27 protein-coding genes are annotated in these 26,224 nt (G+C 53.0%); 16 read left to right on the forward strand and 11 right to left on the reverse strand.

Going from position 1 to position 26,224, the window contains the following annotated elements; translation table 11 throughout:
- Nucleotides 1-418: 418 nt before the first annotated feature.
- On the reverse strand, nucleotides 419-1,273 hold the full coding sequence (locus GON22_RS14780) for an aldo/keto reductase (RefSeq protein WP_160396870.1): 855 nt from the start codon (nucleotides 1,271-1,273) through the stop codon (nucleotides 419-421).
- The gene (locus tag GON22_RS14785; protein ID WP_160396871.1) at nucleotides 1,273-2,472 is read right to left on the reverse strand and encodes an MFS transporter; all 1,200 of its coding nucleotides are present in this window, start codon (nucleotides 2,470-2,472) and stop codon (nucleotides 1,273-1,275) included. Before GON22_RS14785 ends, GON22_RS14780 begins: the two co-directional genes overlap by 1 nt.
- 158 nt (nucleotides 2,473-2,630) lie before the next feature.
- On the opposite strand from GON22_RS14785, the gene GON22_RS14790 reads away from it, so the two are divergent.
- The 3 genes from GON22_RS14790 to GON22_RS14800 are packed head-to-tail and all read left to right on the forward strand — an operon-like array spanning nucleotide 2,631 to nucleotide 4,759.
- Complete coding sequence (locus tag GON22_RS14790) at nucleotides 2,631-2,999, forward strand: winged helix-turn-helix transcriptional regulator (protein WP_160396872.1); 369 nt, start codon at nucleotides 2,631-2,633, stop codon at nucleotides 2,997-2,999.
- Between the two features lie 26 nt (nucleotides 3,000-3,025).
- Nucleotides 3,026-3,988, forward strand: coding sequence for a hypothetical protein (locus GON22_RS14795; RefSeq protein WP_160396873.1), 963 nt, complete (start codon nucleotides 3,026-3,028; stop codon nucleotides 3,986-3,988).
- Nucleotides 3,989-4,009: 21 nt separating this feature from the next.
- On the forward strand, nucleotides 4,010-4,759 hold the full coding sequence (locus GON22_RS14800; RefSeq protein ID WP_160396874.1) for a class I SAM-dependent methyltransferase: 750 nt from the start codon (nucleotides 4,010-4,012) through the stop codon (nucleotides 4,757-4,759).
- A 45-nt stretch (nucleotides 4,760-4,804) separates the two neighbouring features.
- Here the strand turns inward: GON22_RS14800 and GON22_RS14805 are convergent, their stop codons facing one another.
- Together GON22_RS14805 and GON22_RS14810 are read right to left on the reverse strand one after the other, a co-directional pair.
- Nucleotides 4,805-5,401, reverse strand: a complete 597-nt coding sequence (locus tag GON22_RS14805) for a YdeI/OmpD-associated family protein (protein WP_160396875.1) — start codon at nucleotides 5,399-5,401, stop codon at nucleotides 4,805-4,807.
- A 168-nt stretch (nucleotides 5,402-5,569) separates the two neighbouring features.
- Nucleotides 5,570-6,328: an SDR family oxidoreductase gene (locus tag GON22_RS14810; RefSeq protein ID WP_160396876.1), complete on the reverse strand. Its 759-nt coding sequence runs from the start codon at nucleotides 6,326-6,328 to the stop codon at nucleotides 5,570-5,572.
- Between the two features lie 156 nt (nucleotides 6,329-6,484).
- Between GON22_RS14810 and GON22_RS14815 the strand changes: the two genes are divergently transcribed.
- Both GON22_RS14815 and GON22_RS14820 read left to right on the forward strand, forming a co-directional pair.
- A complete protein-coding gene (locus GON22_RS14815) occupies nucleotides 6,485-7,087 on the forward strand; it encodes a TetR/AcrR family transcriptional regulator (protein WP_160396877.1) in 603 nt (200 codons plus the stop codon).
- Between the two features lie 15 nt (nucleotides 7,088-7,102).
- Complete coding sequence (locus tag GON22_RS14820; protein ID WP_160396878.1) at nucleotides 7,103-7,627, forward strand: hypothetical protein; 525 nt, start codon at nucleotides 7,103-7,105, stop codon at nucleotides 7,625-7,627.
- 88 nt (nucleotides 7,628-7,715) lie between these two features.
- Here GON22_RS14820 and GON22_RS14825 read toward each other — a convergent pair whose 3' ends face one another.
- Entirely contained in the window at nucleotides 7,716-9,011 is a 1,296-nt protein-coding gene (locus GON22_RS14825; protein ID WP_160396879.1) for an MFS transporter, read from the reverse strand.
- 31 nt (nucleotides 9,012-9,042) lie between these two features.
- Nucleotides 9,043-9,507: a MarR family winged helix-turn-helix transcriptional regulator gene (locus GON22_RS14830; protein WP_160396880.1), complete on the reverse strand. Its 465-nt coding sequence runs from the start codon at nucleotides 9,505-9,507 to the stop codon at nucleotides 9,043-9,045.
- 230 nt (nucleotides 9,508-9,737) lie between these two features.
- On the opposite strand from GON22_RS14830, the gene GON22_RS14835 reads away from it, so the two are divergent.
- The 3 genes from GON22_RS14835 to GON22_RS14845 are packed head-to-tail and all read left to right on the forward strand — an operon-like array spanning nucleotide 9,738 to nucleotide 11,943.
- Nucleotides 9,738-10,976, forward strand: a complete 1,239-nt coding sequence (locus tag GON22_RS14835) for a chromate transporter (RefSeq protein WP_160396881.1) — start codon at nucleotides 9,738-9,740, stop codon at nucleotides 10,974-10,976.
- Between the two features lie 37 nt (nucleotides 10,977-11,013).
- Nucleotides 11,014-11,484: a hypothetical protein gene (locus GON22_RS14840; protein WP_160396882.1), complete on the forward strand. Its 471-nt coding sequence runs from the start codon at nucleotides 11,014-11,016 to the stop codon at nucleotides 11,482-11,484.
- Nucleotides 11,485-11,499: 15 nt separating this feature from the next.
- The gene (locus GON22_RS14845) at nucleotides 11,500-11,943 is read left to right on the forward strand and encodes an NUDIX hydrolase (protein WP_160396883.1); all 444 of its coding nucleotides are present in this window, start codon (nucleotides 11,500-11,502) and stop codon (nucleotides 11,941-11,943) included.
- A gap of 50 nt (nucleotides 11,944-11,993) precedes the next feature.
- Here GON22_RS14845 and GON22_RS14850 read toward each other — a convergent pair whose 3' ends face one another.
- A complete protein-coding gene (locus GON22_RS14850) occupies nucleotides 11,994-13,460 on the reverse strand; it encodes a methyl-accepting chemotaxis protein (protein ID WP_160396884.1) in 1,467 nt (488 codons plus the stop codon).
- 354 nt (nucleotides 13,461-13,814) lie between these two features.
- Between GON22_RS14850 and GON22_RS14855 the strand changes: the two genes are divergently transcribed.
- Together GON22_RS14855 and GON22_RS14860 are read left to right on the forward strand one after the other, a co-directional pair.
- On the forward strand, nucleotides 13,815-14,402 hold the full coding sequence (locus GON22_RS14855; protein ID WP_160396885.1) for a TetR/AcrR family transcriptional regulator: 588 nt from the start codon (nucleotides 13,815-13,817) through the stop codon (nucleotides 14,400-14,402).
- Nucleotides 14,403-14,461: 59 nt separating this feature from the next.
- On the forward strand, nucleotides 14,462-15,217 hold the full coding sequence (locus tag GON22_RS14860; protein ID WP_160396886.1) for a glycosyltransferase: 756 nt from the start codon (nucleotides 14,462-14,464) through the stop codon (nucleotides 15,215-15,217).
- A gap of 80 nt (nucleotides 15,218-15,297) precedes the next feature.
- On the opposite strand, the gene GON22_RS14865 is transcribed toward GON22_RS14860, so the two are convergent.
- Complete coding sequence (locus GON22_RS14865; RefSeq protein ID WP_160396887.1) at nucleotides 15,298-15,942, reverse strand: TetR/AcrR family transcriptional regulator; 645 nt, start codon at nucleotides 15,940-15,942, stop codon at nucleotides 15,298-15,300.
- Nucleotides 15,943-16,118: 176 nt separating this feature from the next.
- Between GON22_RS14865 and GON22_RS14870 the strand changes: the two genes are divergently transcribed.
- On the forward strand, nucleotides 16,119-17,291 hold the full coding sequence (locus GON22_RS14870; protein ID WP_160396888.1) for a YhgE/Pip domain-containing protein: 1,173 nt from the start codon (nucleotides 16,119-16,121) through the stop codon (nucleotides 17,289-17,291).
- A gap of 76 nt (nucleotides 17,292-17,367) precedes the next feature.
- Here GON22_RS14870 and GON22_RS14875 read toward each other — a convergent pair whose 3' ends face one another.
- Nucleotides 17,368-17,937, reverse strand: a complete 570-nt coding sequence (locus GON22_RS14875) for a hypothetical protein (RefSeq protein WP_160396889.1) — start codon at nucleotides 17,935-17,937, stop codon at nucleotides 17,368-17,370.
- 375 nt (nucleotides 17,938-18,312) lie between these two features.
- Between GON22_RS14875 and GON22_RS14880 the strand changes: the two genes are divergently transcribed.
- Nucleotides 18,313-19,170, forward strand: a complete 858-nt coding sequence (locus GON22_RS14880; protein WP_160396890.1) for an AraC family transcriptional regulator — start codon at nucleotides 18,313-18,315, stop codon at nucleotides 19,168-19,170.
- Between the two features lie 553 nt (nucleotides 19,171-19,723).
- Here GON22_RS14880 and GON22_RS14885 read toward each other — a convergent pair.
- The gene (locus tag GON22_RS14885; RefSeq protein WP_202113249.1) at nucleotides 19,724-20,785 is read right to left on the reverse strand and encodes an LLM class flavin-dependent oxidoreductase; all 1,062 of its coding nucleotides are present in this window, start codon (nucleotides 20,783-20,785) and stop codon (nucleotides 19,724-19,726) included.
- A gap of 223 nt (nucleotides 20,786-21,008) precedes the next feature.
- On the opposite strand from GON22_RS14885, the gene GON22_RS14890 reads away from it, so the two are divergent.
- Nucleotides 21,009-21,818: a lipase family protein gene (locus tag GON22_RS14890; protein ID WP_202113250.1), complete on the forward strand. Its 810-nt coding sequence runs from the start codon at nucleotides 21,009-21,011 to the stop codon at nucleotides 21,816-21,818.
- Between the two features lie 43 nt (nucleotides 21,819-21,861).
- Nucleotides 21,862-22,878 (forward strand): SDR family oxidoreductase, encoded by a 1,017-nt coding sequence (locus GON22_RS14895; protein WP_160396891.1) that lies wholly within the window; start codon nucleotides 21,862-21,864, stop codon nucleotides 22,876-22,878.
- 91 nt (nucleotides 22,879-22,969) lie between these two features.
- On the opposite strand, the gene GON22_RS14900 is transcribed toward GON22_RS14895, so the two are convergent.
- The gene (locus GON22_RS14900) at nucleotides 22,970-23,872 is read right to left on the reverse strand and encodes a hypothetical protein (RefSeq protein WP_160396892.1); all 903 of its coding nucleotides are present in this window, start codon (nucleotides 23,870-23,872) and stop codon (nucleotides 22,970-22,972) included.
- 163 nt (nucleotides 23,873-24,035) lie between these two features.
- Between GON22_RS14900 and GON22_RS14905 the strand changes: the two genes are divergently transcribed.
- A complete protein-coding gene (locus GON22_RS14905) occupies nucleotides 24,036-24,764 on the forward strand; it encodes a response regulator transcription factor (protein ID WP_160396893.1) in 729 nt (242 codons plus the stop codon).
- Nucleotides 24,765-26,204, forward strand: coding sequence for a sensor histidine kinase (locus GON22_RS14910; RefSeq protein ID WP_160396894.1), 1,440 nt, complete (start codon nucleotides 24,765-24,767; stop codon nucleotides 26,202-26,204).
- The last annotated feature ends 20 nt before the right edge of the window (nucleotides 26,205-26,224 follow it).

Here is a 26,224-nt window from a genome sequence, read left to right on the forward strand (position 1 = left end):
TAGCATCACAAGCAAGAAGGGTTGGACAAGCGTCCAACCCTTTTTTGCGTCTATAGGGCAGGAAAATCTGCCCTATTGCCGGCTGGTCGGCCGAAGCAAAGTAATAGGGTAGAAAAACCTACCCTATTCCCGGCTTGCCAGCCGTAGCAAGGGAATAGGGTAGGAAAACCTACCCTATATCCGGCTAACCAGCCGGAGCAAGGGAATAGGGCAGGAAAATCTGCCCTATTGCCGGCTAACCAGCCGCAGCAAGGGAATAGGGCAGGAAAACCTGCCCTATCCAATCAGCTAGCGCACCGAAGTGTGAATACAGAAGAAGAGAAATCCAACGTTTATATAACGTGGATTTCTCTTCTTTCGAACCTCCGAAAGTCCGGGGGTTCATCATTCGGGATCCATCAATCATTCAATCAAATGATTAGAAATCAAAGTTGTCCGGGTCCGGACCGACGCGGCGGTCTTCGTTGAGCGCATCGATCTGTGCCATATCCTCAGCAGTCAAGGCAAAGTCGAACAGCGCTGCATTGTCGATAATGCGTGGCTCCTTGGTCGATTTCGGAATGGTGATGACACCGTGCTGCAGGTCCCAACGCAGAATGACTTGTGCAATCGACTTGCCGTGGCGGGCTGCAATTTCCGACAGTACAGGATGGTCAAGCAGTTGGCCTTGCATGAGCGGAGACCAAGCTTCCAACTGGATATTCTGCGCCGCGCAGAATGTACGCAATGGCTCTTGCGACAGCATAGGGTGGAATTCCACTTGGTTAATCATCGGCTTAACCGTTGCATCCTTCATTACATCTTCAAGATGATGGATTTGGAAGTTGCTGACGCCGATCGCTTTCACGCGGCCTTCTTTGTACATCGTTTCCAGCGCACGCCAAGCGTCTTTATATTTGCCAGCCTTTGGCCAGTGAATGAGATACAGGTCGAGGTATTCCAAGCCAAGCTTCGATAAGCTCATTTCGTAAGCTGCAATCGTCGATTCGTAGCCAAGATCGGCATTCCATACTTTCGAGGTGACGAACAGCTCTTCCCTTGAGACGAAACCTTCAGCTATCGCTTCGCGAATAGCTTGTCCAACCCCTGCTTCATTGCCGTAGATTGCGGCTGTATCGATGCTGCGATAGCCATTTTTGATCGCTGCTTTGACCGCTTGAACGAGCTCTTCGCCCTCTTCGACTTTAAATACGCCAAGGCCAAACCAAGGCATTGCAACCCCATTATGCAACGTCGTTGTATCCTGCAGATGTTGTGCTGTTTGTGCAGTCATTATGAAACCCTCCTGAGTGTATGTTCTTTATTTTCCAAAACAAGTGCCCGGCCAGTTAACAAGACCGCGCCGCCAACCATAATTGCGCCTACCCACGTCGTATGAATAAGCCCGATGGAGTCCGTGACAACCCCACCCAAGTATGCGCCAATCGCGATACCCGCATTGAATGCTGCAATATTAACCGCTGACGCAACGTCTACCGCCTGTGGTGCATAACGTTTTGCAAGCATAACGACATATACTTGCAAGCCAGGCACGTTCATGAAAGCCAACAGCCCCATAAGGAATACCGTCAGTATGGCGGCAACCTTGAACGGCACCGTGAAAGCTAGAATGAGCAAGACGATGGCCTGCAAAATAAACATGTAGAACAGCGCCTTCACCGGGTTGCGGTTCGCTGCTTTTCCCCCGATCATGTTGCCGATTGCGATGGCAACGCCGTAGACGAGCAAGATGACGGCGATCGTGTGCTCCTTGAAGCCGGATAGATCATGCAAGAGCGGAGATAAATAAGTAAAGACGACGAAGGTTCCGCCATACCCGATAGCTGTAATGGCGAATGCCATCAGCAGCCGCCCATTCGTAACGAGCTTTACCTGCTCGCGAAGCGGCGTACGCGTGCCTTTGGGCAAGTCGGAAGGAATGAGAATCATGTTGGCGATAAGCGCCAGAACACCGATGATAACGATCCCGATAAAAGCTGCGCGCCAGCCCATCTGCTGCCCGAGGAAAGTGCCAAGCGGCACGCCCGTAACGGTCGCTACGGTCAGGCCGGAGAACATAAGCGCGATGGCGCTCGCTCGGCGATCCGCAGGCACAAGTTCGGCTGCAATGGTCGAGCCAATGGACATGAATACGCCATGGGCGAATGCCGATAGGATGCGTGCCGCCAGCAGCAGCCCGATCCCGCCAGCGGCAGCAGCTAAGCTGTTGCCGGCGATGAATACGATCATGATGCCGAATAGTAACGTTTTGCGCGGGATGCTGGCTGTCAGCGACGTTAGGACGGGAGCGCCTATTGTAACCCCCAAGGCGTACAGCGTAACCGTCAAAGCCGCGGTTGTTACGGATATATGCAAGTCTTCAGCGATGAGGGGCAGCAGCCCGACACTGATGAATTCTGTGGTGCCGATCGCGAATGCGCTAATTGCGAGCGCTAGAAGAGCAAACGTGCTTCTTTTTGTATTTTGCGTCATAGGAACGACTTCTTTCGTATGGTTTTGCCGGCCGGTAAGTGCTATTATGATAGACCTAAGCGATAAAGAACAGTACCTACTTCTAAGTGATATAGGCACTAAAAAGTAACATATGGACAATGGCGGTCTTTAGAGCCGAAAACAAGGAGGCGGAAGCCATGACAGCCGTACAGAAAAAGTACAACATATCCGTGGAAGCGACGCTTGAGGTCATCGGCGGCAAATGGAAATGCGTGATTTTATGCCATCTAACGCATGGAAAAAAGCGCACCAGCGACCTGAAGCGCCTTATGCCAGGGATTACGCAGAAAATGCTGATCCAACAGCTCAAAGAGCTGGCCGACGATGGCATTATCAATCGGATCAGCTACAATCAAGTGCCTCCGAAGGTGGAATATGAGCTGAGCGAATATGGTGACAGCCTCAAATCCATCCTGACAATGCTGTGCGAGTGGGGCGAGACTCATATTATTAAGGAATACGGGGATAAATATGCGGTTCTAGAGGACAGCATTTTGAACCATTAGGGTATCAGGCACAGGGAGAGAATACGATGGACAAAAGCATATTGGAAGGCGGCCTTTCCATTATCTCGCGATGCAAAGCGGAGACGGGGGACCGTTGGAACGCGCATTATGGCGCTGGCGGGATTGCGAGCTATTTTTTGGTTCGGGATCATGGGCTGTCGGGGGAGCTGGCGAGCCGTATTGGGCAGCAGGCCAGAGCAATGCTTGATGCACGCCAGCCAAACAATGAGGGAAATGCCGATGCTAACAGGAAGGCGATCAATGGGCAAGAGGCCGAGCAGCAGATCATTGCGGCCTTGGACGGTTCAATTGAAGGGCTGCATTGGGTGGGACACAATGCCATCTATGCTGCTGTTAGCTTGCTGGCTATCCGCGAGCTGGGCGGCTGGGGAACGCAGGAGCAGATTGAGGGCATCTGTGATTTGATCCGCTCTTTCGAACGAACGATTCCGGGGCGGTCATGGATTGGCTATTCCGCTTCCCAAGTGAAGGCGTTAGCGCTGGACGAGCATGGCGATTGGCCTGAAATTCGTACGCCTGAACAGCTGTCCGAGCTGGTCCTTGCAGAGCTTGCCGCGTTCGGCACGATATACCGGGCGGAAGCGCATCATGATTTGATCGGCCACTTGCTGACGTACTCGCATGCGCTGGCGCTTCTGTTCGAACTGGGATGCCCGGCATACTTTGAGCGAGGGGTGCCGGCGGTCCTGAAGCTAGCCAAGGTGCTGCGCGCCAGCCGGGATTTGCCATCTGGCGCGGATGTTCCCTTGTTCTCGCCAGTAGACCGTTTGCCGCTGCGCAAAGCTGGAAGGTCGGAGCGGCTGCCGATGGAGCCAGATTATTGGGCGGTTGATTACGCGGAAGCGGACTGGGACTTTGGCCATGTGTTCAAGTTCCCATTTAGTTTCTACAGCCATATGAGCCGAGTGGCGTCACTGAATCCGCTCGCCGTCGAGAATTTCCGATATATTATTGCTGGTGGCCGTTAGGCATTGGGGGATGAAGCAAAGTTGAAGCAGAATAAGTATGATGATCAAGGTTTCTTCGATAAATATAAGGAAATGCCTCGCTCGATTGGCGGGCTGGAATCGGCAGGGGAGTGGCCAGCGCTGAAGCAGCTCATTCCTAATCTGAAGGACAAGCGCGTGCTCGATCTAGGCTGCGGCTACGGTTGGCACTGCCGCTATGCGCGGGAGCATGGGGCGCGTTCGGTCGTCGGTGTCGACATCTCAGCGAAAATGCTGGAGCGCGCAAAGTCATACGGCGGCGATCCGGCAATCACCTACATACAGCTGCCGATTGAGGATATCGATTTTGCTGCAGGGCAATTCGACGTTGTTATAAGCTCGCTTGCGCTGCACTACATAGCGGATTTCGAGGCGGTATGCCGCCGGATCGCCCACGCGCTCACCCCAGGCGGCACGTTCGTCCTGTCGGTCGAGCATCCGGTCTTCACGGCCCGTGCAGCCCAGGACTGGCACTATGGCGTAGAGGGAGAACGGCTGCATTGGCCAATCGATGATTACCAAAGCGAGGGGCTGCGGCAGACGAGATTTCTCGATAACGATGTGGTGAAATATCACCGCACGCTTGCCACACTGCTTAATGCGCTGATCAGCACGGGCTTTACGATCACGCAGCTGTCCGAGCCGCAGCCTACGCCAGAAGCGATTGCGCAGTATCCGGACATGCGCGATGAGACGCGCCGCCCGATTTTCCTGCTGGTGGCGGCAGTTAAGGGGGCGCCTACTGCCGGTTAAGCGGCCGAAGCTTGGTGTCCAATGGAGACGTTGCTCCCTTGCTGCTCATGCTTTCGCTTTGGGATAGAGCATCTCTCCGCGCTCCAGCATCGCGATGAATTGCTCGATCCGCTTCGCTCGGGTTTCTGGCTTCTTCGCTTGCTGGATGCGAAACAGGATAGCGAATTGATTTTGCCGATTAAGCTGCTCATAGAACTGCTTGGCAGCCTCATGTTGCGCAAGCTCAGCCGCAAAATCATCAGGCATTGAAGCCACGCTTTGCGATTCGTAGGCTTTATCCCACTGCCCGTTGCCCTTGGCAACCTCGATGGCGGCGAAGCCAGCGGGCTGCATGCGGCCGTCTGCGATCAACTGCTCGGCCTTGTCCTTATTGATTTTGGACCAGATGCTCTTCGGCCCGCGCGGCGTGAACCGTTGAAGCCACGACTGCTCGTCCAGCTTCTCCTTCTGGCTGTCTACCCATCCGAAGCATAGGGCGCTCTCAAGCGCTTCACTATAAGTGACGGTAGCAATGCCCGCGTTTTTCTTGGCGATTTGCAGCCGTACGCCGGGGGATTCAGCATGATGATCCGCTAGCCATTGTTCGAACACCTGTTGGCCGGAACAAAGCAGAATCGGCAGCGGAGCTTGTTTTTTATTCAACTTCATGGCCTCCTTTTCTTTATTTTACTAAATATATTAGAGCATCTCCAAGCCGGAATGCTGTTGCAATGCGCAAAACAGGGATGTCCCACAAGCCAAGACGGCTCAGAGGCATCCCTGTTTTTTTGTGTTGCTGTGTGCAGCAGCCTGCTTATTGCAGTTTGTATCTTAGTACGCCGTCCAGCCCGCATCCGCTGTAACGACTGTGCCGTTCACGAAGCTCGCATCATCCGAACCCAAGAATAACGCAACCTTCGCGATTTCTTCCGGCTCGCCTGTACGGGGATTCAACGTAATGCCGGCCATTGCACGCTCCATTCCGAATGCGTTGGGCGCGGTAAGGGAGGTGCCGATGTTGGTGTTGACGCCGCCTGGCGCAATGGCGTTGCAGCGAATGCCGAGAGGCGCGTATTGGAAGCCGACGTTTTTGGTCAAGCCGACAACAGCATGCTTTGCCGCAGTATAAGCTGCGCCTGCTCTGGAGCCTTGCAGCCCGCCAGCGGAAGCGATGTTGATAATAACGCCACTCTTTTTATCCGTGAAAATCGGCAGCACCTTGCGGATCGTCCGCATAGGGCCAGTTGTATTGATTGCAAATACACGGTCCCATAGCTCGTCCGTCAAATCGCCTGCTGGCACGAAATTGTCCATGATGCCTGCATTGTTGACGAGAATATCGACCGTGCCGAAATGTTGTACTGCTGTATCGATTAAATGTTGGACATCTTCTTCTTTTGCTACATTTGCTGCTACGGCAAGGGCTGTACCGCCACTAGCCTCAATGTTCGAAACGACCGCTTGAGCGGCTTCTACGCGAAGGTCGGAGACGACAACTTTAGCTCCTTCAGCTGCATACAGCTCGGCGATCGCTTTGCCCATACCCGAAGCTGCACCTGTGATTACGGCTACTTTTCCAGAAAGTCTCATGTGAAATGCCTCCCGTTGTTGTACAGATGTTCAATAACATACACCTGTTAGTTGAAGTATAATGGAGGTGAAGGAACGCAAACAATCAGTAAAAACCAGCGAAGTGTTAGGTAACGAACAGTCCAGCCCATATTGTTGATTAAAAGGATGGGAATTATGCCGAAGGATCATGCCAATGCCAAAAAGGACCGGCGCGTCGTTCGCAGCCAAGAAGCACTAAAGCAGGCGCTGCTCGCGTTGATGTCCCATAAGAGTTTCGATGCGATATCCATCACTGAAATCGTCGAATCGGCTAACTATAACCGCGGAACCTTCTATGCCCACTATGAGAACAAAGAGGCGCTGCTGGACGATATTATCGAGGAGCTAATCCAGCAACTGCTGGCTTCTTTTCGAGCGCCCTATGAGCATCAGGATGTTTTTCGCGTCAACGAGCTAACCGCTAATTCGGTCAAAATATTCGACCATATCCATCAGCATGCCGAGATCTACACGACGCTGCTGCGCAGCAATGTCATGCCGAACTTGCGGGAGAAGATGTTTCTTGCGCTCAAAAAAATATCGATGGACGAGCTCGAATATCCGGCCACTGGGGTGAACCAGGAGCTGCTGGCGATCTATTCAATCCATGCGCTGCTGGGGCTTATTTTTCATTGGGTGGAATCCGGCTTCGAGCAATCGGTCTCGTATATGCAGGAGCAGCTTATTCTGATCATTCAATGGCGGCCGATGGAGGTTAAGGCGAAGAAGGATGCCTGACAGGAGGGGAAGAGGATGAAGGCGCTATCGATCATTCTAGCTATTTTATTTAGTACCGTACTGAGCTTGTGGGTGTTATGGGGCATTCTCGTGCAACTCTCATTGCAGCACAATTATATGCCGCTGTACATTTTTGCTACAGCTGCCCTTTTTACGCTAGTCTTGGCTGGCAGCATAATGGTCTTTTACTTTCGAGCGGCTGCGCCACGCTATGTCTATTTGCTAGCGCTCCAGCATTTATTAGTTGCAGCCTTCGGCACGCTGTTGCTTGGCATTTTAAGAGGCTGGTATGTGTGGGTGCAGGGGCTAACGACGGTATATGATGTAGGCTGGTATAATTCAGAAGAGTTTACGTTGGAGGATATATACAATGATGTTGGGATTTTAATGCTAACTCGCGTGCCCATACCGCATTGGCATTGGAACTTGTTAGCGGGAATAGCTGCGGCGCTGCTGATTGCCAGCATGGCATGGGTTTGGCGAAGCCGGCCTAGACGAGCGAATCAATCGGGCCAAGCGAGCTATTCAAGCCGTGTGTAGAACAAAAGGACACCTCCGTGGGAACTCGGGGGTGTCCTTTTGCTAATATGCAGCCCTGATGCCGCTAATCGCGGCGAGCGAGGCTCGTTTAGCCTTGAGCCGTAACTCTTGTTTTGCTTGCCATGCCTCTGCCGATCCGAATCGCCATGAGTGAAGCGAAGAAGCAGGTAAAGCCGGCGATGACGAAGGCTTGCGAGTAGCTGCCGAGCCAATCGCGCAGAACGCCTGCGCCGTAGGCTGCTGTCGAAGCGCCAATCTGATGGGTCACAACGATCCAGCCGAAAATCATGCCGGACTGCTCTTTGCCAAACGATTGGCCTGCGAGCTTGGCGGTTGGCGGCACGGTGGCAATCCAATCGAGCCCGTAGAATACGGAGAAGACAAGAAGCATTGCAGGCGTGGCATCGAGTGCATAAGGCAGGAACAGAAGCGACAGCCCGCGCAGCCCATAATACCAGAACAATAGCCAGCGGCTGTCGAACCGGTCGGACAACCAGCCAGAGATCGTCGTGCCGAACAAGTCGAACAGCCCCATCAATGCGAGCAAGCTAGCGGCCGTTACCTCCAGCATGCCATGGTCGCCGCATGCTGCGATCAGATGCGTTCCGATGAGCCCATTCGTCGAGAAGCCGCAGAAGAAGAACGTGCCGGCGAGCAGCCAGAACGTCAGGCTTTTCGTAGCGATCCGAAGGCTTTGCAGCGGTGCGAGAAACAGGTTGCCTTTGAAAACAGCCGGCTTCACGATCTCATCCGAGCCGTAAGGCGCGACGCTTAAGTCGTAGGGGTGATTGCGCATCCAGATGACGATAGCGACGAGAACGAGCAGCACGCCCGCAACTGCGGTATAGATGGCGTACCTCCAGCCGAAGTTGGCGGTCATGGAGGCGAGCAGCGGCAGGAACAGCAGTTGGCCGGTAGCGGCGCTCGCTGTGAGCAGGCCGACGATGAGCCCTTTGCGCTTCACGAACCATAGATTGCTGACGGTAACGCCGAGCACGTTCGCCATCATGCCTGTGGCAAGGCCGGAGACGACGCCCCAGAGCAGCTCGAATTGCCATAAGGAGGACATGAGCGGCGTAACCGCTAGGCTAGCCGCCACCACGGACAACGCTCCGATGACGACTTTGCGTATGCCGTAGCGAAGCAACAGCGCGGCTGAGAACGGCCCGACGAGGCCATATAGGAAGATGCCAGTCGAGATTACGCTTGAGATGCCGCCGCGGCTCCAGCCGAATTCCTCTTGAAAAGGGACGAGCAGAATGCTGGGCAGCGACCGAATGCCCGCTGATACGAGCAATGTTGCGAAGGTCAGGATTACGATAATCCAGCCGTAATAAAGGCGCGAGCGGCGCTTTGGCTCTTGGGGTAAAGCTGTTGTATTCATGGGTTATCCCTCCGTACTTTTCGTGAAAGGCTCACTCCAGCTGTTTGCCAGCGTCCTCTACGCTTGCCGTCAACAGTGCAGCAGCCTCCTTGCCGAGAATTGCTTCATACGTTTCTTTCAGTTTCTTGGATGCTTGGCGAAGGGGCTGCTCCAGCTCAAAAGCTTTATCTGTCGGATAGACAAGCACCGTCTTGCCTTGCACTTGGCGCTCGACAAGCCGCTTGCCTTCGAGCTTATCGATGAAGCGGGTTAGTGTGGAGGGCGTAATGTAGAGCTTCTCAGCTAGCTCCTTCTGTGTAATGCCCGGCTTGCCGATGACGAGGCGAATTAAGTAACCATAAGCGGGCGCTAAGCCGGTAGTGGCGAACGCGTCGTCTGCAATGCGCGAAATTGCTCGGCTTAGCCGGTTCGTCGTGAAATAGAGGCAGTGGTGCAAAAAAGCTTCGTCAGGACCGGGGGACTGATCGCCTGCGGGCGGAATGATTTCGCTAGACATGTAGGAGTGCCTCCTCGGGGAGTGGGATTGATTTGCCGTTTTATTTTGTATGTACAACAAAGATAAATCCATTAGCTTTAATTGTCAATAGGCGCTTTATCGCCCAATTGTGTGATAAGTTAATCGTAAGCTTACATACATGCCCTATAGTGGAGCAAAAGCTGATCGTTAGCTACGCTGATACGATACGATAATCGTATGGTGTACTAGGAAAGGAGCGTGTATTTAGGTTGGGCAATGTACCTGTACCGAAACAAGCGCAATCTATCAAGAAGCAGGAGAAGCCGGAGAGGCTCGGCAAGACCGCTGCATTATTGGAGGTACTGCTCGTCTCAACGAAGCTAGGGCTCACCTCATTCGGGGGGCCGATCGCGCATCTGGGCTATTTTCATAACGAATATGTCCGTCGCCGGCAATGGATGGATGAACGCAGCTATGCGGACTTGGTCGCACTTTGCCAACTGCTGCCGGGACCGGCGAGCAGCCAGGTCGGGATCGGCATTGGGATCGCAAGAGCCGGACTGCTGGGCGGCATAGTGGCTTGGATCGGCTTTACGCTGCCATCGCTTATTGCATTAATCGGTTTCGCCCTGCTCATGCAAGGTCTCGATATCGGCGCAGCGGGCTGGATTCACGGGCTGAAAATCGTCGCTGTAGCGGTCGTGGCGCATGCCCTTCTGGGAATGGGGCAGAAGCTGCTGACGGATCGAGCCCGAATTGCGATTGCCGTCATGACGATGTCCGTGACCCTCCTGTGGCAGACTGCGTACAGCCAAGTGCTGCTTATCGCGGCTGCGGGGGCAGTTGGGCTATGGTTATTTCATACTCGGCAGGCAGAGCATAGCCCAAGCGGCCCGATGCGAGTGAGCCGGAAGCTGGGGCTAGCGAGCCTTGCTGCTTTTGGCACGCTGCTTGTACTGCTGCCGGTGTTGAGCCATTGGAGCCCAAGCCTATGGGCCGATCTATTCGATCGTTTTTATCGGGCGGGCGCGTTCGTATTCGGGGGCGGGCATGTCGTGCTGCCGCTGCTTGAGCATGAAGTGATGGCAAACGGCTGGGTTAGCCAGCAGGATTTCTTGGCGGGCTATGGCGTTACGCAGGCTGTTCCGGGACCGTTATTCACGTTCGCAGGGTACCTCGGCGCGATTGCAGGCGGCCTGCCCGGAGCGATAGTGGCGACCGTGGCGATTTTTCTCCCGGCGTTTCTTCTCGTCGTTGGCGTTCTCCCGTTCTGGAGCCAGCTGCGCAGCAGTCCCCGGATGCAAGGGGCTTTGGCCGGCATTAATGCCGCTGTGGTCGGCATTTTGCTAGCTGCGTTGTATGATCCGATCTGGACGTCGGCGATTGGCGGTGGCGGCGATGTCGCTCTGGCAGCCATTCTGTTCTCGATGCTGGCTTACTGGAAGCTTCCGCCTTGGAGCGTGGTGCTGGCAGGGGTTGCCGGGGGCGTGGGGTTGGGGTGGATGTAGCTGATATTTGGAGCAATAGCTTGTGGAGGAAATAGGCATGACAAAAATATTCATCATTGGAATAGTGGCAAGCGGCAAGACAACATTAGCCAAAAGGCTATCAAATGAAATGAATATCCCCTGGTATGAACTCGATTGTATTGTTCATCATGAAACAGCAACTGAACGTTATAAACGGACTGCAAGCGAGCAGGTCGAGGTTATCAATCAGATCGATCGTGAAGGATCTTGGATATTCGAAGGTACAGATCGCGAATCCTATCAATGTTTATTTGAGATGGCAGATATCATATTATTTCTTGACCCGCCATTGTGGAAACGTCGGGCAAGGATACTGTTGAGGTTCTTGAAGCAAAACCTTGGCCTGGAAAAGTGCCATTATCAACCGGATATAAAGATGTTGAGAATGATGTATAAGTGGACGCAAGATTTTGAGAGAAGCAGAGAGAGCTTTGAAGAGAAGCTGCGGCTCTATGAACGTAAAGTTATTCGATTATCTGGAGATTAATAAAAAGGAGACCTTATGTTTCGAGTAGATGTGGTATACGCACTCATTACGAATGAGGAGCAGGATAAGGTATTAATCGTGAGAAATATACATTCTTCTAGCTGGTCATTGCCTGGCGGCGCTGTTGAAGCAGAAGAATCCTGGTCGGCTGCTGTTAAGAGAGAAACGAGAGAAGAGACTGGCATTGAGGTTGATGTATTAGGCGTATGCGCCATCAACGAGTGCTTCTTTGAAGACAGGGGCGAGCATGTCATCTTTGCAACCTTTAAGGCGAAGGCTAAACAAGCAGACCTATACGTTTCGAGACCACATGAAATAGCTGAGGTGCAATGGGTTAGCCTGGACGAGGCGGACCAAAGGATGCCATACTACAAATGCGGCATAAAAACCTTGATCGAATCGAACAGCGTGCCTTACGATTTTCAAGGCAAACAAACCCTACAATCTTACAATACATAATGCAAAATGGAGCAAAGGCACCCCCTCGGGTGCCTTTGCTGTATCTGGCGCTATCGCACGGTCATTTGGTTCAGGCCGGAAGCCAGCTTGTCCAACTGCAAGAAGCTTTCAACAATGTCGCGGATTTGGCTATCCTGTGTGATCATGCTGGCGGACATGTCTTGGGTAGCTGCCATGTTTTCCTCGGTGATGCCGGCAATGGTGACAATCTGGTCGGTAATGCGTGTATATTGCTGATGCAGCTCTTCTGCTGAGCGGTCGACCTGCTCGGATTGATCCTCCAGATGGCCGGAATCGCTAGCGAGCGCGCGCATTACCTCGACAACCTTCGCAGCAGCGGCGCTGCCGCTGATGACGGACTGCTGGCCCTGCTGAACTTGATTGGCTGCCTCTACGGTTTTGGAACGAATGCGATCGAGAATTTGTTCGATTTGTTCGGTGGATTGCTTGGACGATTCCGCGAGCTTGCGAATTTCCTGCGCAACGACGCCGAATCCTTTGCCATGCTCTCCAGCACGCGAAGCTTCAATTGCAGCGTTGAGTGCGAGCAGGTTGGTCTGTGTGGAGATTGTTTTTATCGTAGATACGATGTCACTAATGACTTTGTTTTGCTCACCAAGCTCATCCATGAGCTGTACGGATGCATCAATCGTCTCGTTAACATGCCTCATTTCTGTTTCTAGTGATTCGGCTTCTTGGCTGCCGGCTTTTGTTAGTTTTGCGGAGCTTACCGAGAGTTCCCTCATCTCATTGGAGCGGTCCGCCAGCGATGTAACGGATTGCTCGATTTGGCGAATGGCTTCGCTAATGTCGGTGATGCTGGACGTTTGTGTTTCGATGCTGGACGTGATCTCCGAGAAGGCTACCGTCACTTCTTTGGAAATCGTGCCTGTCGATGTGACGTTGGACTTTAAGTTGGTGCTGAAATCGTTGAGCATAGCAAGCGAATGGGATACTTGATCGACGAGTTTCATCGATTTGGCATGCTCAGCCTCTGCGTGCTCCCGCTGTTCAGTAGCTTCGCGTTGCAGCCGTTCGCTGAATTTGGTGGACACGAATAGGGGAACCGCTACCATGCCTAAGTACATGAACATCGTTACAGGGCTATTGTCCGCGAAAATGTCTTCTTTCATATCGCTCAGGAAGAAGTATGCAGTAAGCACTGCGCCCATAGTGCCGGAGAAGGCAATGGCCCGGGAGCTGCTGTAGAGCGTCATAATGGCAAGATTAATGTATACAAGGAAATAGGTTGTAATAACAGGACCGGTATGGATGAGAAGTAAAGTAAGCAAGGTCACGATCGTGGAAATAATGTACATGATGTAGTGCGTGAGCCACCGTTTATAAGTCATTACCGTTGCTATGCCACAGGTGAGTGAACCGACGATCAATAGGGCGATGATAGAATCAGTGCCAGCCCCAGTCAACAGGTCCACGCCTATGCCGAGTACGAGCATCCCCCAGATAATATTGACGAGCAATTTGTTGCGGCGGTGCAGAGTCTCGATATAATGCACAACATATCCTCCTTTTTCCAGTTCAATTTGTTGTCCCCATGATACCATATAACGGCAAAGTTCGACATAATATTTACAGTAAGCGCCGTATTCGAGTCGGATTAAGTCGACTGTTAACTAATTATGGCTGATCCTCGGTTGCGTTTCATGAACGGCTAGGCTTTAAGGATAAGAGCCGGCGGATGGAACTGCTGCTGCCGGATGGGCCGGCAGAATAGCGAAATAACAAAATGGCATTTGTTACAGAGTTGTTAAATGTTTACTGGGCATATTGACGGCATATGGGAGAAAGAGTAAGCTTGAACTATACATACCGACCGTTCGGTATGTTGATTGAAAGGCAGGAAACCGAAGATGAATCGAAATGAAGCGTCCGACAACATCGCAACCAAGCAGAGAATCGTGGACACAGCTAAAGGCTTATTCGCTCAAAAAGGGTATGGCGCAACATCGATCCAATCGATATGCGAAGAGGTAGGTTGCAGCAAAGGCGCGATTTACCATCATTTTAAGAACAAGGAAGAGTTATTCGTTTATATTGCGGAACAGACGTTCACAGTCTCTTGGGACCAGTGGCTCGTTATTGCTGCCCAGCACCGGACAATGGTTGAGAAGCTGTATGCGTTCGCTGATTATTTTGTCGATACGATGCAGCGCCCGCTGTCGAAGGCAGCCGAAGAGTTTCTCAAGAGCGCGGCAGGAGATGAAACCAGAATGAAATTCATCGGGCTGGTTACAGGCTACATGCAGCATTTTGAAACGTTTATTACGGAGGGCGTCAACGCTGGGGAATTGAAGCAAGAGGACCCGAAGGAGCTAGCTTTCATGGTGCTAAGCTTCTATTCAGGGCTTGGCGACAGTTATGCTTTTCTGCCTAAGGAAGCGATGAAGCCGCTATTCCGCAAAGCCACAACATTATTGCTCGATGGCATACGGCCGTAACCGGTGAAGATGGCTTATTGCAGGCCGGGCACACATTATGAATGGCAGGGGGACATCATATGTTTATAGGAGCTGACAAGCAGGACCGTGTAGATCTGTCCGTCATTATTCCCGCACATAATGAGGAGAAGTATATTAAGCGCTGCTTAAATTCGATTGCAGCAGCGGCCGAATCATACAAGGGAAACATTGAAGTAATCGTTGTCCTGAACCGTTGCACCGACCAGACGAAGCAGATTGCGGAATCTTACCATTGTGTCACGATTACGGAAGATAGCAAAAACCTCTCGTTGATCCGTAACGTGGGCGTTCGTGCGGCACGAGGCAATATTATCGTTACGATTGATGCGGATAGCTGGATGGCGGAAAATATGCTGGCCGAGGTTGGCCGGTTATTGTCGGCCGGCAAGACGATTGGCGGAGGCGTAGGAAGCATTAAGTTTGAGCGTGTGTCGCTTGGGATTGTTGCTTCGGCTTTAATTATTCTGCTCCCGCTCATGCTCAAGTATGGCAACATTGCAGTTGGCATGTTCTGGTGCTATAAGAAGGACTTCGAGGCGATTCATGGGTTCGACGAGCGAATGCTCATGACAGAGGATGCAGACTTTGCCAAACGGTTGAAGCAATGGGGCAAGAAGCAGGGCAAGGCATTCGGCATTATCCGCACCGCCACGCTGTTTACCTCAACACGTAAGTTCGATAAGATGGGTGACTGGGCTATTTTCAAAAATCCTAGCATTATTAAGGGCTATTGGACCGGCGGCCGCAACCGCGAAGCAGCCGATCTTGCCTATTATGAGAATCAACAACGGTAGATCGCAAAAGGTGAGCAAAACCAGCTTCCCCTTACAGGGCGGCTGGCTTTTTTGCATACAGGCATCTGGAGCCAAACGGGCTAAGGCTGTCCCGCCTGTTCATTGTCTGGCAGCCCGCGCACTGGGAACTCCCGTAGCCCGAACGCAATAAGGGGGCCAAAATTAATAATATTGGTCATCATCAAGCCCATCTGATAAGGGGTTAACGCCATCCCTGACTCAACCCAGTGCATAATCATTCCGAGATTAGCCGAAGACACATAGGCCAACATATAATCGAGCGGAACGGAGTTCCCTTCACGTGGCAAGAAACTGAATTTCTCATACATATGTGTACGGATCATTGTTCGCAGCTGAATAGCATAAGAGAGATCGCCATTGGACCCGAGCATAATGCGGTGAAAATCAGCATGCTTCGCCAACTCCTCGAACATCTTGACAATGAGCGGATGAGGCTCGTTCTTGTTCGCATGCTGCATCACCTGTTGGGCATCCATTTGAACGACATAGCTCCGAATCCGATTGAATATGGCGTCTTTGAGCTGTTGGATCATGTCAGGAACGTCTTGATAGTGCAAGTAGAAGGTTCCGCGATTTACTTGGGCGCGATTCGAAATATCAGTGACGGTCACATGCTCCAGCCCTTTTTCTTCAATAAGGCTCATTAAGGCATCGTATAGCAGTTGCTTTGTTCGCTGCTGCCTGCGGTCCATTTTCTCAGCCATCGGGCACCTCACATTAGGAAAAGTTGATAGGTAATGAACACTGGCATAATCGAGTGATGAATAATGAACACTACGAGCGGAAGTGATTATTGTTATTATGCGCTCTATTATTATAATTAACAATGTGATCATTAATCAACAAGGTGTTCAATATAGGCGAGGGAGTGAATGGCGATATGGCATTCTTGAAACAAAAAATGGTGTGGATCGGGCTGCTGATCCTAGTGCTTGTTCTGGTTGTTTTTGGCGCGGCGATGATGGGGTCTGTAGTGTCAATAAAGCCGAAGGACGTGCCGGTGGCGCTTGTCGTGCTCGACCAGCCCGTTGATTTGCCTGCTGGCGGTAAGCTGGCAATCGGCGATACGTTGAAGGAGAAGCTTACGGGCAACAAGAATCTGCCGATTACGTGGACGGTCGTAGCATCAGAAGAGGAAGCAAGGGCTGGCTTGGATGATCGTGAATACTACGGCGCTTTGGTGCTGCCAGCTGATCTTAGCGCGGGGGTCGCTTCGATGATGAGCCCGGCACCGAAGGCGGCGACGGCGCTTGTGATCGCGAACGAAGGCTTGAATACGCAGGCATCTACCGTCGTTAAGCAAGGTCTGGGTCTCGCGATCAAAATGGTTAATACGGAGCTATCGAAGTCCATGCTTGAGCAAATGGGGAAAGCGACAGGGCAAATCCCGGTTGCCTCGGCGCAGGCGCTCCTGTCCCCGATCAATGTAACGGAAGAGACGGTGCACGCAGTCGGCTCTAACAACGCGACGGGCAATGCGCCAGGCATGCTGACGCAAATTATGTGGATGGGCAGCTTGGTTACAGCAATGGTGCTGTTCCTCTCCAATGGCAGCGCGCGTAAGGCCGGATTGGGAAAATGGCAAGCGCTCATTGCACAGCCTATCGTTGGCACAGTTTTCGTAGGGATCGGCTCTGGCTTCCTCGTATGGATGGCCTCCTCCTGGTACGGCATGGAGCTTGCGCAAGCAACGGCAACCTGGCTGTTCCTGTGGCTGGCGGGCGCGGCGTTCTTCTTCATTCAGTCGGCGCTGCTGGGCTGGATTGGCTTCCCGGCAATGGGCATTCTCGTTGTGCTTATGTTCTTCTCCATGCCGCTGCTCAATATGGCGCCGGAGTTCCTGTCCGCAGCTTCGCATGATTGGATTTATTCGTGGACACCGCTTCGGTTCGTCGCAGTCGGCTTGCGCGAAGTGATGTACTTCGGCGGCTTGGATGCGGCAAGCGGCAATGCGGCAGTGCTATGGAGCATTGCGGGCGGCTTCCTCGTGTTACTGTTATTGTCGGGCCTTAAGAAAGGCAAGGCGCAGGCAGCTTCGAATTCCGCGGCTTAATAATGAAAAGGCAAAGGCCATCCTTCTATTGAGAGGGATGGCCTTTTAGTTAGGGACAGCTGAGGCTGCACGGCATTTAGCTAAAATGTAAAGTGAATAAAAGTGCATATTCTAATTGGCTTAACGATTCCGGAGAGAAATCTGCCGTTGGAATCATCCCCGTGCTTGTAGCATGCACGCCCATGACATAAACAGGGGCATCATCGGCAAACCTTTGCGGGCTAGTGTTGAGAATGAGCCCGCTTGAAGTTAGCTTTTCGTCCCGAGGCGTCGTGAACGTATAGAGGGCAGATCCTTCATCACGGATAGACGAGATTTTAATGGTCGTGAACTGTTCATGCGTGTTATGCATATTGGCAATCGTTTCGGCTGATATAATAAATTCGATTTCATGCTGGGATTGATCATTGGCCTTGAAGAACAAATCGGTAAGTGAGCCGGCTGATCCTGTTTTTTTGCCGTTTTTCCATATCTCGATATCAAGAGATGCGTGTTGTTTCGTGCCCTCGTAGCGTAATTTGAATGCTCCCGACATGGGGCCTAGAAAAGGTTGAAACTTTTTCCCCCCGCCCTTGAACAGGTCAATAGGGGTAATCGTCACTGTGTTGGCTTTATTGCCCTCTGTATGGGATGGTTCCCCGCCCACTGAAATGGAAGGCTCCGTTTCTTTGGCACAGCCCGTTATCCCTAACAACAAGACTAATATGCATATGCAAGTGATGGACCGCACAACATCCCTCCTCGATAAATGGCTAGCGCATTAATTTCAAAATTATACCACCCTTAATGTGTGGCTGTAAAAAAGAATGCACAAATCTGGTTTGGCCAAAATGCATCATGAGCCGCCATGAACAGCAGCTTGAAGTGCTGCACACCTCGCATGCTAGGGTTAGCACGTTCTTCTATTGCCTGCTGAATAGCAATTGCAGCCTGAAACGAAACCATGCATAATGGTGCAAGAAATGCACGGCTCTAGCAATCGAAAGGCGCTATAGTAGGGGCGAGAGGATGTCGATGGACAATGGAATGGGTAGAACGGATGAACGGGGCGATTCGCTATATCGAGAGCCATATCACGGAAGAGATTTCATATGCTGAGGCGGCGAAGGCTGCATGCTGTTCGTCGTATCATTTTCAGCGCATGTTTTCTTTTATAACGGATGTGTCTTTGGCGGAATACATTCGAAGGCGGCGGCTGACACTTGCGGCATTTGATCTTCAGCATAGTGCGGGAGTAAAAGTAGTCGATCTCGCGCTTCGTTATGGGTACGATTCGCCAGAGGCATTCACTCGTGCGTTCGTCCAGATGCATGGAACGACACCAACAGCTGCTCGTAAAGCGGGTACCGTGCTCAAAGCCTATCCGCCGATGTCCTTTCAACTCTCGATTAAAGGGGCTGCGGAGATGAATTATCGGATTGAAGAGGTTGCACCGTTTTCGGTGGTTGGGCTGAGCGAGCAGGTGAGCACAGAGGAAGCGTTCCGGATCATACCGGGCTTGTGGGCGGATGCAAGGGACAGGGGCGTGTTCGGCACGTTGTGGGACATTCGCCGGGAGGAACATCCAATTGGCGGCATTCTCGGGGTATGCGCGAATGGGGAGTTTGGCACAAACGAGTCGTTCGAATACTGGCTGGCCATCGCTTCAGATTGCACGGAGCTGCCAGAGGGCATGAACAAAATCGACCTCCCGCAAGCGACATGGGCGGTATTCGATGCGCCGGGCCCGCCGGATGGCATTCAGGACATTTGGAAAAGGCTCTATACCGAATGGGTGCCCGTATCAGGCTATGAGCTAGCGTATTTGCCGACGATTGAGAACTATCTGCCGATTGAGCAGAACAAGAACGAACTGTGGGTACCGGTGGTGAAAAAATAAACGAGGGCGGGTGGCTGCGAGCCAGCCGCCTTTGTTGCAGCTGCGGGCGTGGGGTGGAACAGGGATAGACAGAACAGGCAAGAGCATGGTCATGCGGACAACAAACGGTCAACAAACCGCATCTGCCCGGCGCAACAAATGCCAAGGGCCGTTCCCATTGCAGTTTGTGCAATTGGAACGGCCCTTCAACAGTAAAAATCGATGTGCCATTGCAATCTGTACAATGGCAAAAGGTGGATTTCCTCCAAAGTAGGCTGAATTAGCGGGCATTTGCCGTACCCCGGCAAACACCATTGTACAAACTGCAATGGGAGATTACTTTTGAGCTTAATGCGCCGCTCTCATTGTACAAATTACAATGGCATCAGCCGACTCGGACTCGCACGCCATCAATCGAGGAGTCCGGGGCATGCCAGCACCTTCCCCGAATGAAGGGGCGGCGCCAAAGCAAGCATCAGTGCAAGGTTACGGTGCAACCAGGCATAGCCACGCCCCGCACGGCGCGATCCTGCACAGCCTTGCGCCGCTGGGCACAGCCCCGCACGACGGCAGCTTACAGCTTCGCGAGCTCTTTGCGCACGATTGGCGCAACCTTCGTGCCGAGCAGCTCGATTGCGTGCATGACCTCGCGATGCGGCATTGTGCCGACGTTGACGTGCAGGAAGAAGCGCGTTACGCCCAGGTTTTTGCGGAGCAGCAGGATTTTCTCCGCCACATACTCAGGATCGCCGACATACAGCGCGCCGCGGAGGCTGCGCGCTTGGTCGTAGGTGGCGCGGCTGTACGATTGGCCCCAGCCCCGTTCGCGGCCGATGACGTTCATCTGCGCCTGCGTTGGCAGATAGAACGACTCCGCTGCCTGCTCGGTCGTGTCGCCAACAAAGCCATGCGAATGCGTCGCGATTTGCAGCTTGCTTGGGTCATGTCCCGCGCGAATCGCGGCTTTCTTATATAGCTCTACTAGCGGAGCGAAGCTCTCCGGCATGCCGCCGATAATAGCAAAGGCAACTGGCAGCCCTAGCATGCCCGCGCGAACGGCGGATTCGGGATTGCCGCCAGTAGCGATCCACACCGGGAGCGGGCTTTGGACCGCACGCGGGTAGACGCCTAGGTTTTGAATAGCAGGGCGATGGCCGCCGCGCCAGTTCACCTTTTCTGAATCGCGGATTGCTAGCAGCAGCTCCAGCTTCTCATCGAACAATTCGTTATAATCGTCGAGGCTGTAGCCGAACAGCGGGAACGATTCGATGAATGAACCGCGACCCGCCATAATTTCGGCACGGCCGTTCGAGATGCCGTCCAGCGTCGCGAATTGTTGGTACACGCGGACGGGGTCGTCCGATGAAAGGACAGTTACTGCGCTCGTTAGACGAATATGCTTGGTCATAGCCGCCGCAGCTGCTAATACAGTAGCGGGGGAGCTGCCTGCGTAGTCGGGGCGATGATGCTCGCCGATGCCGTATACATCTAGCCCGGCTTGATCGGCAAGAACAATTTCCTCCACGGCATTGCGCAGCCGCTCGGCGTGGCTCATGATGGCGCCAGTCGCCGGATCCGGTGTCGTTTCCAAAAACGTGCTGATGCCTATCTCCATCGTGTTGGCTGGGTTAGTCATGATGAACACGCCTCCTCAAGTAAATGCTTTATGTTCAGTTTACTAAATATTTTAGAGTTTCTCAATAAAAATAAGTGACACCTCCACACGCCATCATTCATGAGCTCTCCCTCGCAAATCCTAGCAAATGCCCATCATGCCGAGAAGGTTTCCAGCCCGCCCGCGTAGAAGCAATGGGAGAAGAAACCAGCAAATATCTGGCAAACAACAGGGGGACTCAATAATGGATCAACCAACTAGTATGGCAGCAGCAATTGCATGGGGGCAGTTTGTAGAAGTAGCGTACCAAATGTATGCATCCGATAAAATAAATCCGCCAACGCCGGCCAATTTTCCAGCGGGTTGGGAGCGGGTGGCAAACCTGACCATGACGCCGCGCCTTGAATTGATTCATGAACGGGAATTCGCGGGCTTCATTGCGCAGTCGGCTACTGATCCAATGCAGCAGATTGTTGCAATTCGCGGCACGGAGAGTGGCATGGACTGGATGTCCGATTTTGAATTTATTCTCGAAACGTTCCATGAGGTGCCTGGCAGCGGCAAGACCGAGCAGGGGTTTACTAATCTTTACCGCAGCATGCTCGTCGAGTATGCCGATCCCGATTCAAGCAAGCCGCTGCAGCAATCGCTGCTAGCGCAGATTGATACGCTGCCCGCAGGCACGAAGCTCGTCGTGACGGGCCATAGCTTGGGAAGTTCGCTTGCAACGCTGCATGCTTTCGTGGCTGCAAGCAAAGGCGTTCAGACTGAGCTTGTCACATTCGCCTCCCCGCGCGTAGGCGACAAGGCGTTCGTCGAAGCGTTCCAAGCGCTGAACATGAACCAGACACGCGTATACAATGAGCCGGATATCGTGCCGAAAATGCCGATTGAGCTGGCAGGCTATCGCCATATTGAGCCAGGCTTGTCCATTAACTCAACGTTGTTCCCGCTCAAGCATTCGATTACATGTTATCATGCGTTAAGTACGTACTTGTATGTAATGGGGGACGAGCAAGCGGACATCTGCAAGTGCAGCAAGCCAAGCGCTTAATCCCAGCAGCAATTCCATCAACATCAATAAATGGAGGTGCGATATGAAAGCCTTATTCATTGGAGGCACAGGCACGATTAGCACGGCGATTACGAAGCAACTGTTGGCGCAGGGTTGTGAGTTATATTTGCTCAACAGGGGTACGCGGAACGAGGGTTTGCCGGCAGGCGCTCACATTCTGCAAGCAGATATTAATGATGAAGCGCGTGTCGCAGAACTCATTGCGGACCATTCGTTTGACGTTGTAGCGGATTTTATTGCTTTTGTGCCGGAGCAGCTAGAGCGTGATTATCGTTTGTTCCATGGCAAAACAAAACAGTTCATGTTCATCAGCTCGGCATCTGCTTACCAAACGCCATTGTCTGATTACCGCATCACCGAAGGCACGCCGCTGTCTAATCCATGCTGGGAGTATTCCCGTAACAAAATCGCTTGTGAAGAGTACCTCGTGAAGCAATATAGGGAGCAAGGGTTCCCGATTACGGTTGTTCGTCCGAGCCATACCTATGACGAACGGTCGATTCCGCTTGGCGTGCACGGCAGCAAAGGCACATGGCAGGTTGCGAAGCGGATGCTCGAGAACAAGCCGGTTATTATTCACGGGGACGGCACGTCGCTCTGGACGATGACGCATAACAGCGATTTTGCCCGAGGGTTCATCGGGCTCATGGGCAACCTGCATGCGATTGGCGAGTCGGTTCAAATCACGTCCGACGAGACGCTAACGTGGAACCAAATTTACGAGTCGATTGCTGGCGCGCTCGGCGTGAAGCTGAATGCGGTGCATGTTGCCTCGGCATTCTTAGACGCATGCAGCACGGAAGATTACAGGGGCGGGCTCCTCGGGGACAAGGCGAATTCTGTCGTGTTCGATAACAGCAAGCTGAAGCGGCTTGTGCCGGAATTCGTAGCGACGACGCGCTTTGACCAAGGCGTTAAGCAGACGATTGATTATATTCTGGCCCATCCGGAGCATCAGGCCGAAGATGAAGCGTTCGACCGTTGGTGCGATCGAGTGGTCGGGGCATTGGAAGAAGCGGCTGCACGGATTAGGCAATAAAACAGAAAGCCCTCGCTCCTCGCGGCATATGCCACGAAGGATGCGAGGGCTTTTCGATGAGGTGCAGGGAACCCATCCTGCACATTTGCTATTATTTCGTCGTTTTCTTAGCCGCCTCTGTCTCTGTTTTTAACTCGGCGATTTGAACTTTGTACTGCTTCAGCAGCTCGCTGAGCGCTTGCTTAATCTCGCTCGGCTTGTCGGCTTGAACAGCCTCAGCGAGAGCGATCTGCGCGTTGATGAATGCCAAATCGGACTCGCCAATCTCGGAAACCGCTTGAATCTCAATCGCGTTGCCACCCTCGATCTGGGTGATCGCAACACCCTCCTGAAGCGTCAACGTCGGTGCGCTTGTAATCTTCAGCGTACCTTTGCCTGCTTCTCCGGCTGGGAGCGTAGGCAGTGCAGGCAATGCAGCCATTGTATCCGTGCTGCCAGCGTCTTGCGTAATGATGACTTTGGTTACTTTGCCATCCGCGGAAGGCTGGCCGGGCTTAGCAGGAACGAGCTTGGCAGGTGCAGTGGCCGCAGCGCCTGCAGGCGGTGCGGCCAGTGGAGGGAGCTCGCCTTCTTTGCCTTCGAAAACCGTCACTGCGCCTTTCCCGTCAGCCTGGATCGTTATCATCTTCCCGCCAGGAGCTGGTGCTGGCACACCGTCTGCAGGAGCAGCTATAGCGAATCCGCTGTGAATGATTTTGTCGCCCGCCAGCTTCTTATATTGTGCCAGCGTGTCCTTCCAATCGGCTACAGTTTCCGGTGCGTACTTCTTGGCCAGTTCCGCAGGGTCAGCAAAGCTTGTTACTGCGAAAGCAGGCGCCGCGACGACGGTACCAGCGGGCGCAGTTGCCGTTTCTGTTTTGGATGCCAATACGTTAAGAGGCGCGGTTGCAGCAGGCTTATTCGTGCTGTCAGCATTCGTAATGGCTGGGAAAGCAACGGCGGACAGCAAGACGGCGGACATTGCCAAACGGGTAATTGTGAGCTTGTTCTTCATCCTATCAACACTCCTATTTAGGTGAATTGGGCTTGCATGACTAACTGTACAAGGCGGGTGTGGCAGAACGTTGGTGGATTTGTGGAAAAACGATGGCATGAACCCTATTGGGCCTAGTGTGTTGCTATACTTATAGGAGGATAATCAGGGAGGTTTGGCGGTCATGGACAACAGCTCCTATTGCATCGCGGTCGTCGACGATGATGAGGCGATTCGCCAGCTGGTAGAGGCTTATTTGCATAAAGAAGGATATCGAACGGTTGGGCTCGGCAACGGGGAGGAAGCTTGGGAGCTGTGGAAGGCAAGCCCGCCGGACCTGTGGGTGCTCGATATTATGCTGCCGGGCTTAGATGGCTATGAATTGTGCAGGCGGATTCGCAATGAAGCGGAAGTGCCGATTATTATGATCTCCGCCCGGGACACCGAGGTGGACAAAATATTAGGCCTGGAGCTCGGCAGCGACGATTATATGGTGAAGCCATTCAGCCCTCGCGAACTGGTGGCGCGTGTGAAGCGCCAGCTCCAGCGGCAGCAGCGGGCGGCCGTACCTGAGAGCGCGGGTGCTTTGGCAGCCGAAGCTGTCTCCTCTGCGGCACGGATATTGGTGAACGGCCTCGCGTTGATCCCCGAGGAGCGGCGCGTGTTTTGGCAGGGCGAAGAGGTCGATATGACCAATAAGGAATTCGATATGCTGAAAGTGTTCACCGAGCATCCGAACCGTGCTTTTACGCGAGGGGAACTGCTCACGCTTGTATGGGGGGACGACTATTACGGCAGCGACCGCGCGGTCGACCATCTAATCAAGCGGATCCGGAAGAAGGCTGATATGCTGCCGATTGAAGCCGTATGGGGACATGGCTACCGAATGCGAATTGAGGGGAGCGTGCAGTAGATGAAGCTGGTTCATCAAATCAATCTGGCATTTGGTGCCGCGTTGCTGCTGGTGCTTGGCATTGCGGCGCTGTTGATCCATTATGTCTTGCTTGATCACTTTATTGGCTCACAGAAAGCGGATATGCGCACGATGGGGACAGCGATTACCGCCCAGTTGGCTAACGCGCAGCCGGGTGGACCGATAGTGGGGCTGCCTGGCTATCATATAACGGAGCAATCCAAGGCTATCGATATTCAAGATAGTGGCCTTACAGCGCCAATGCCGGTTTTTACGCCAACACTTGCCGAAACGAAGCCGGCTCCGCTGGCCATAGGCGTAGAAGCGATCGTGACCGATGCGCAAGGCAACGTGCTGAACGAATGGCCGGCATCGCTCGAAGCCGTTAGTGCGACATTGCCCGCGGTGCCTGTAACCGCGTCAGCGAGGGCGGATTCGGTTAGCATACAGCACCTATGGGATGGAACGGATGAACGGTATTTGGTCGAAGTGAGCCAGATTCCACAAGGGACATTGACGTTGCTGTCGCCGGTGAGCAAGATCAAAGAAATTGAGCTGGCGTTGCTCAAGCAATTGATGCTCATCGTTGGGCTGAGCGGCGTGCTTATGCTGCTGCTGAGCTATTTTGTAACGAAGAAGCTTATTAAGCCGCTTATGAAGCTGCGCGAGGAATTGACGAAGATCAAGTCGCGCCAATTCGCGCAGGTCAGCCTCGTGCGGGCGGGCGGCGAGATCGGATCGGTCGCGAAGACGGTATATGAGATGGCGGGCGAGCTAAACCGGTTTAATCGTGTGCAGAAGCAGTTTTTCCAAAATGCTTCGCATGAACTAAAATCCCCGCTCATGTCGATCGCCGGTTATGCGGAGGGCATACGGGACGGCATATTCGAAGGGGAGAGCGTGCGCAAGGGGTTGGACATCATCGTCCGCGAAAGCGGCAGATTGAAGAAAATCGTCACCGAGATGACACTCCTTGCAAAGCTCGATAGCGAAGAAGATATTTATAAGCCTGCGGCTGTTTCTTTGAAGGAGCTGCTGACGGAGACTGCGGAACGTGTTAACCCGATGCTCGTGAAGCATGACAAGAGCCTTCACCTTGCTTGCGATGCTGGGCTGATGGTGTACGCGGACCGGGATAAGCTGCTGCAGGCGCTGCTGAATGTGGTGGCGAATGCGATCCGGCATGCGGGCGGGCAGATTCGGATAGAGGCGATGCTCGCCAAAGGGCAGGTCATCATGACGATTGCGGATGATGGCGAAGGGATCACAGAGGAGCTGCTTCCGAACTTATTCCATCGGTTTGTCAAAGGCAAGGGCGGCGAGACGGGGCTTGGGCTTGCGATCTCCCGGGCTATTGTGGAGCGCAGCGGGGGCAATTTATCGGCTGCCAACCGGCGGGAAGGCGGCGCCGAGTTCCGGTTTGCCTTTCCCCAGTTCTGATCAGCGGAGCGCCCTCATCT

The organism is Paenibacillus sp. MMS18-CY102 (assembly GCF_009789195.1).
Taxonomy (GTDB): Bacteria; Bacillota; Bacilli; order Paenibacillales; family Paenibacillaceae; genus Paenibacillus_T.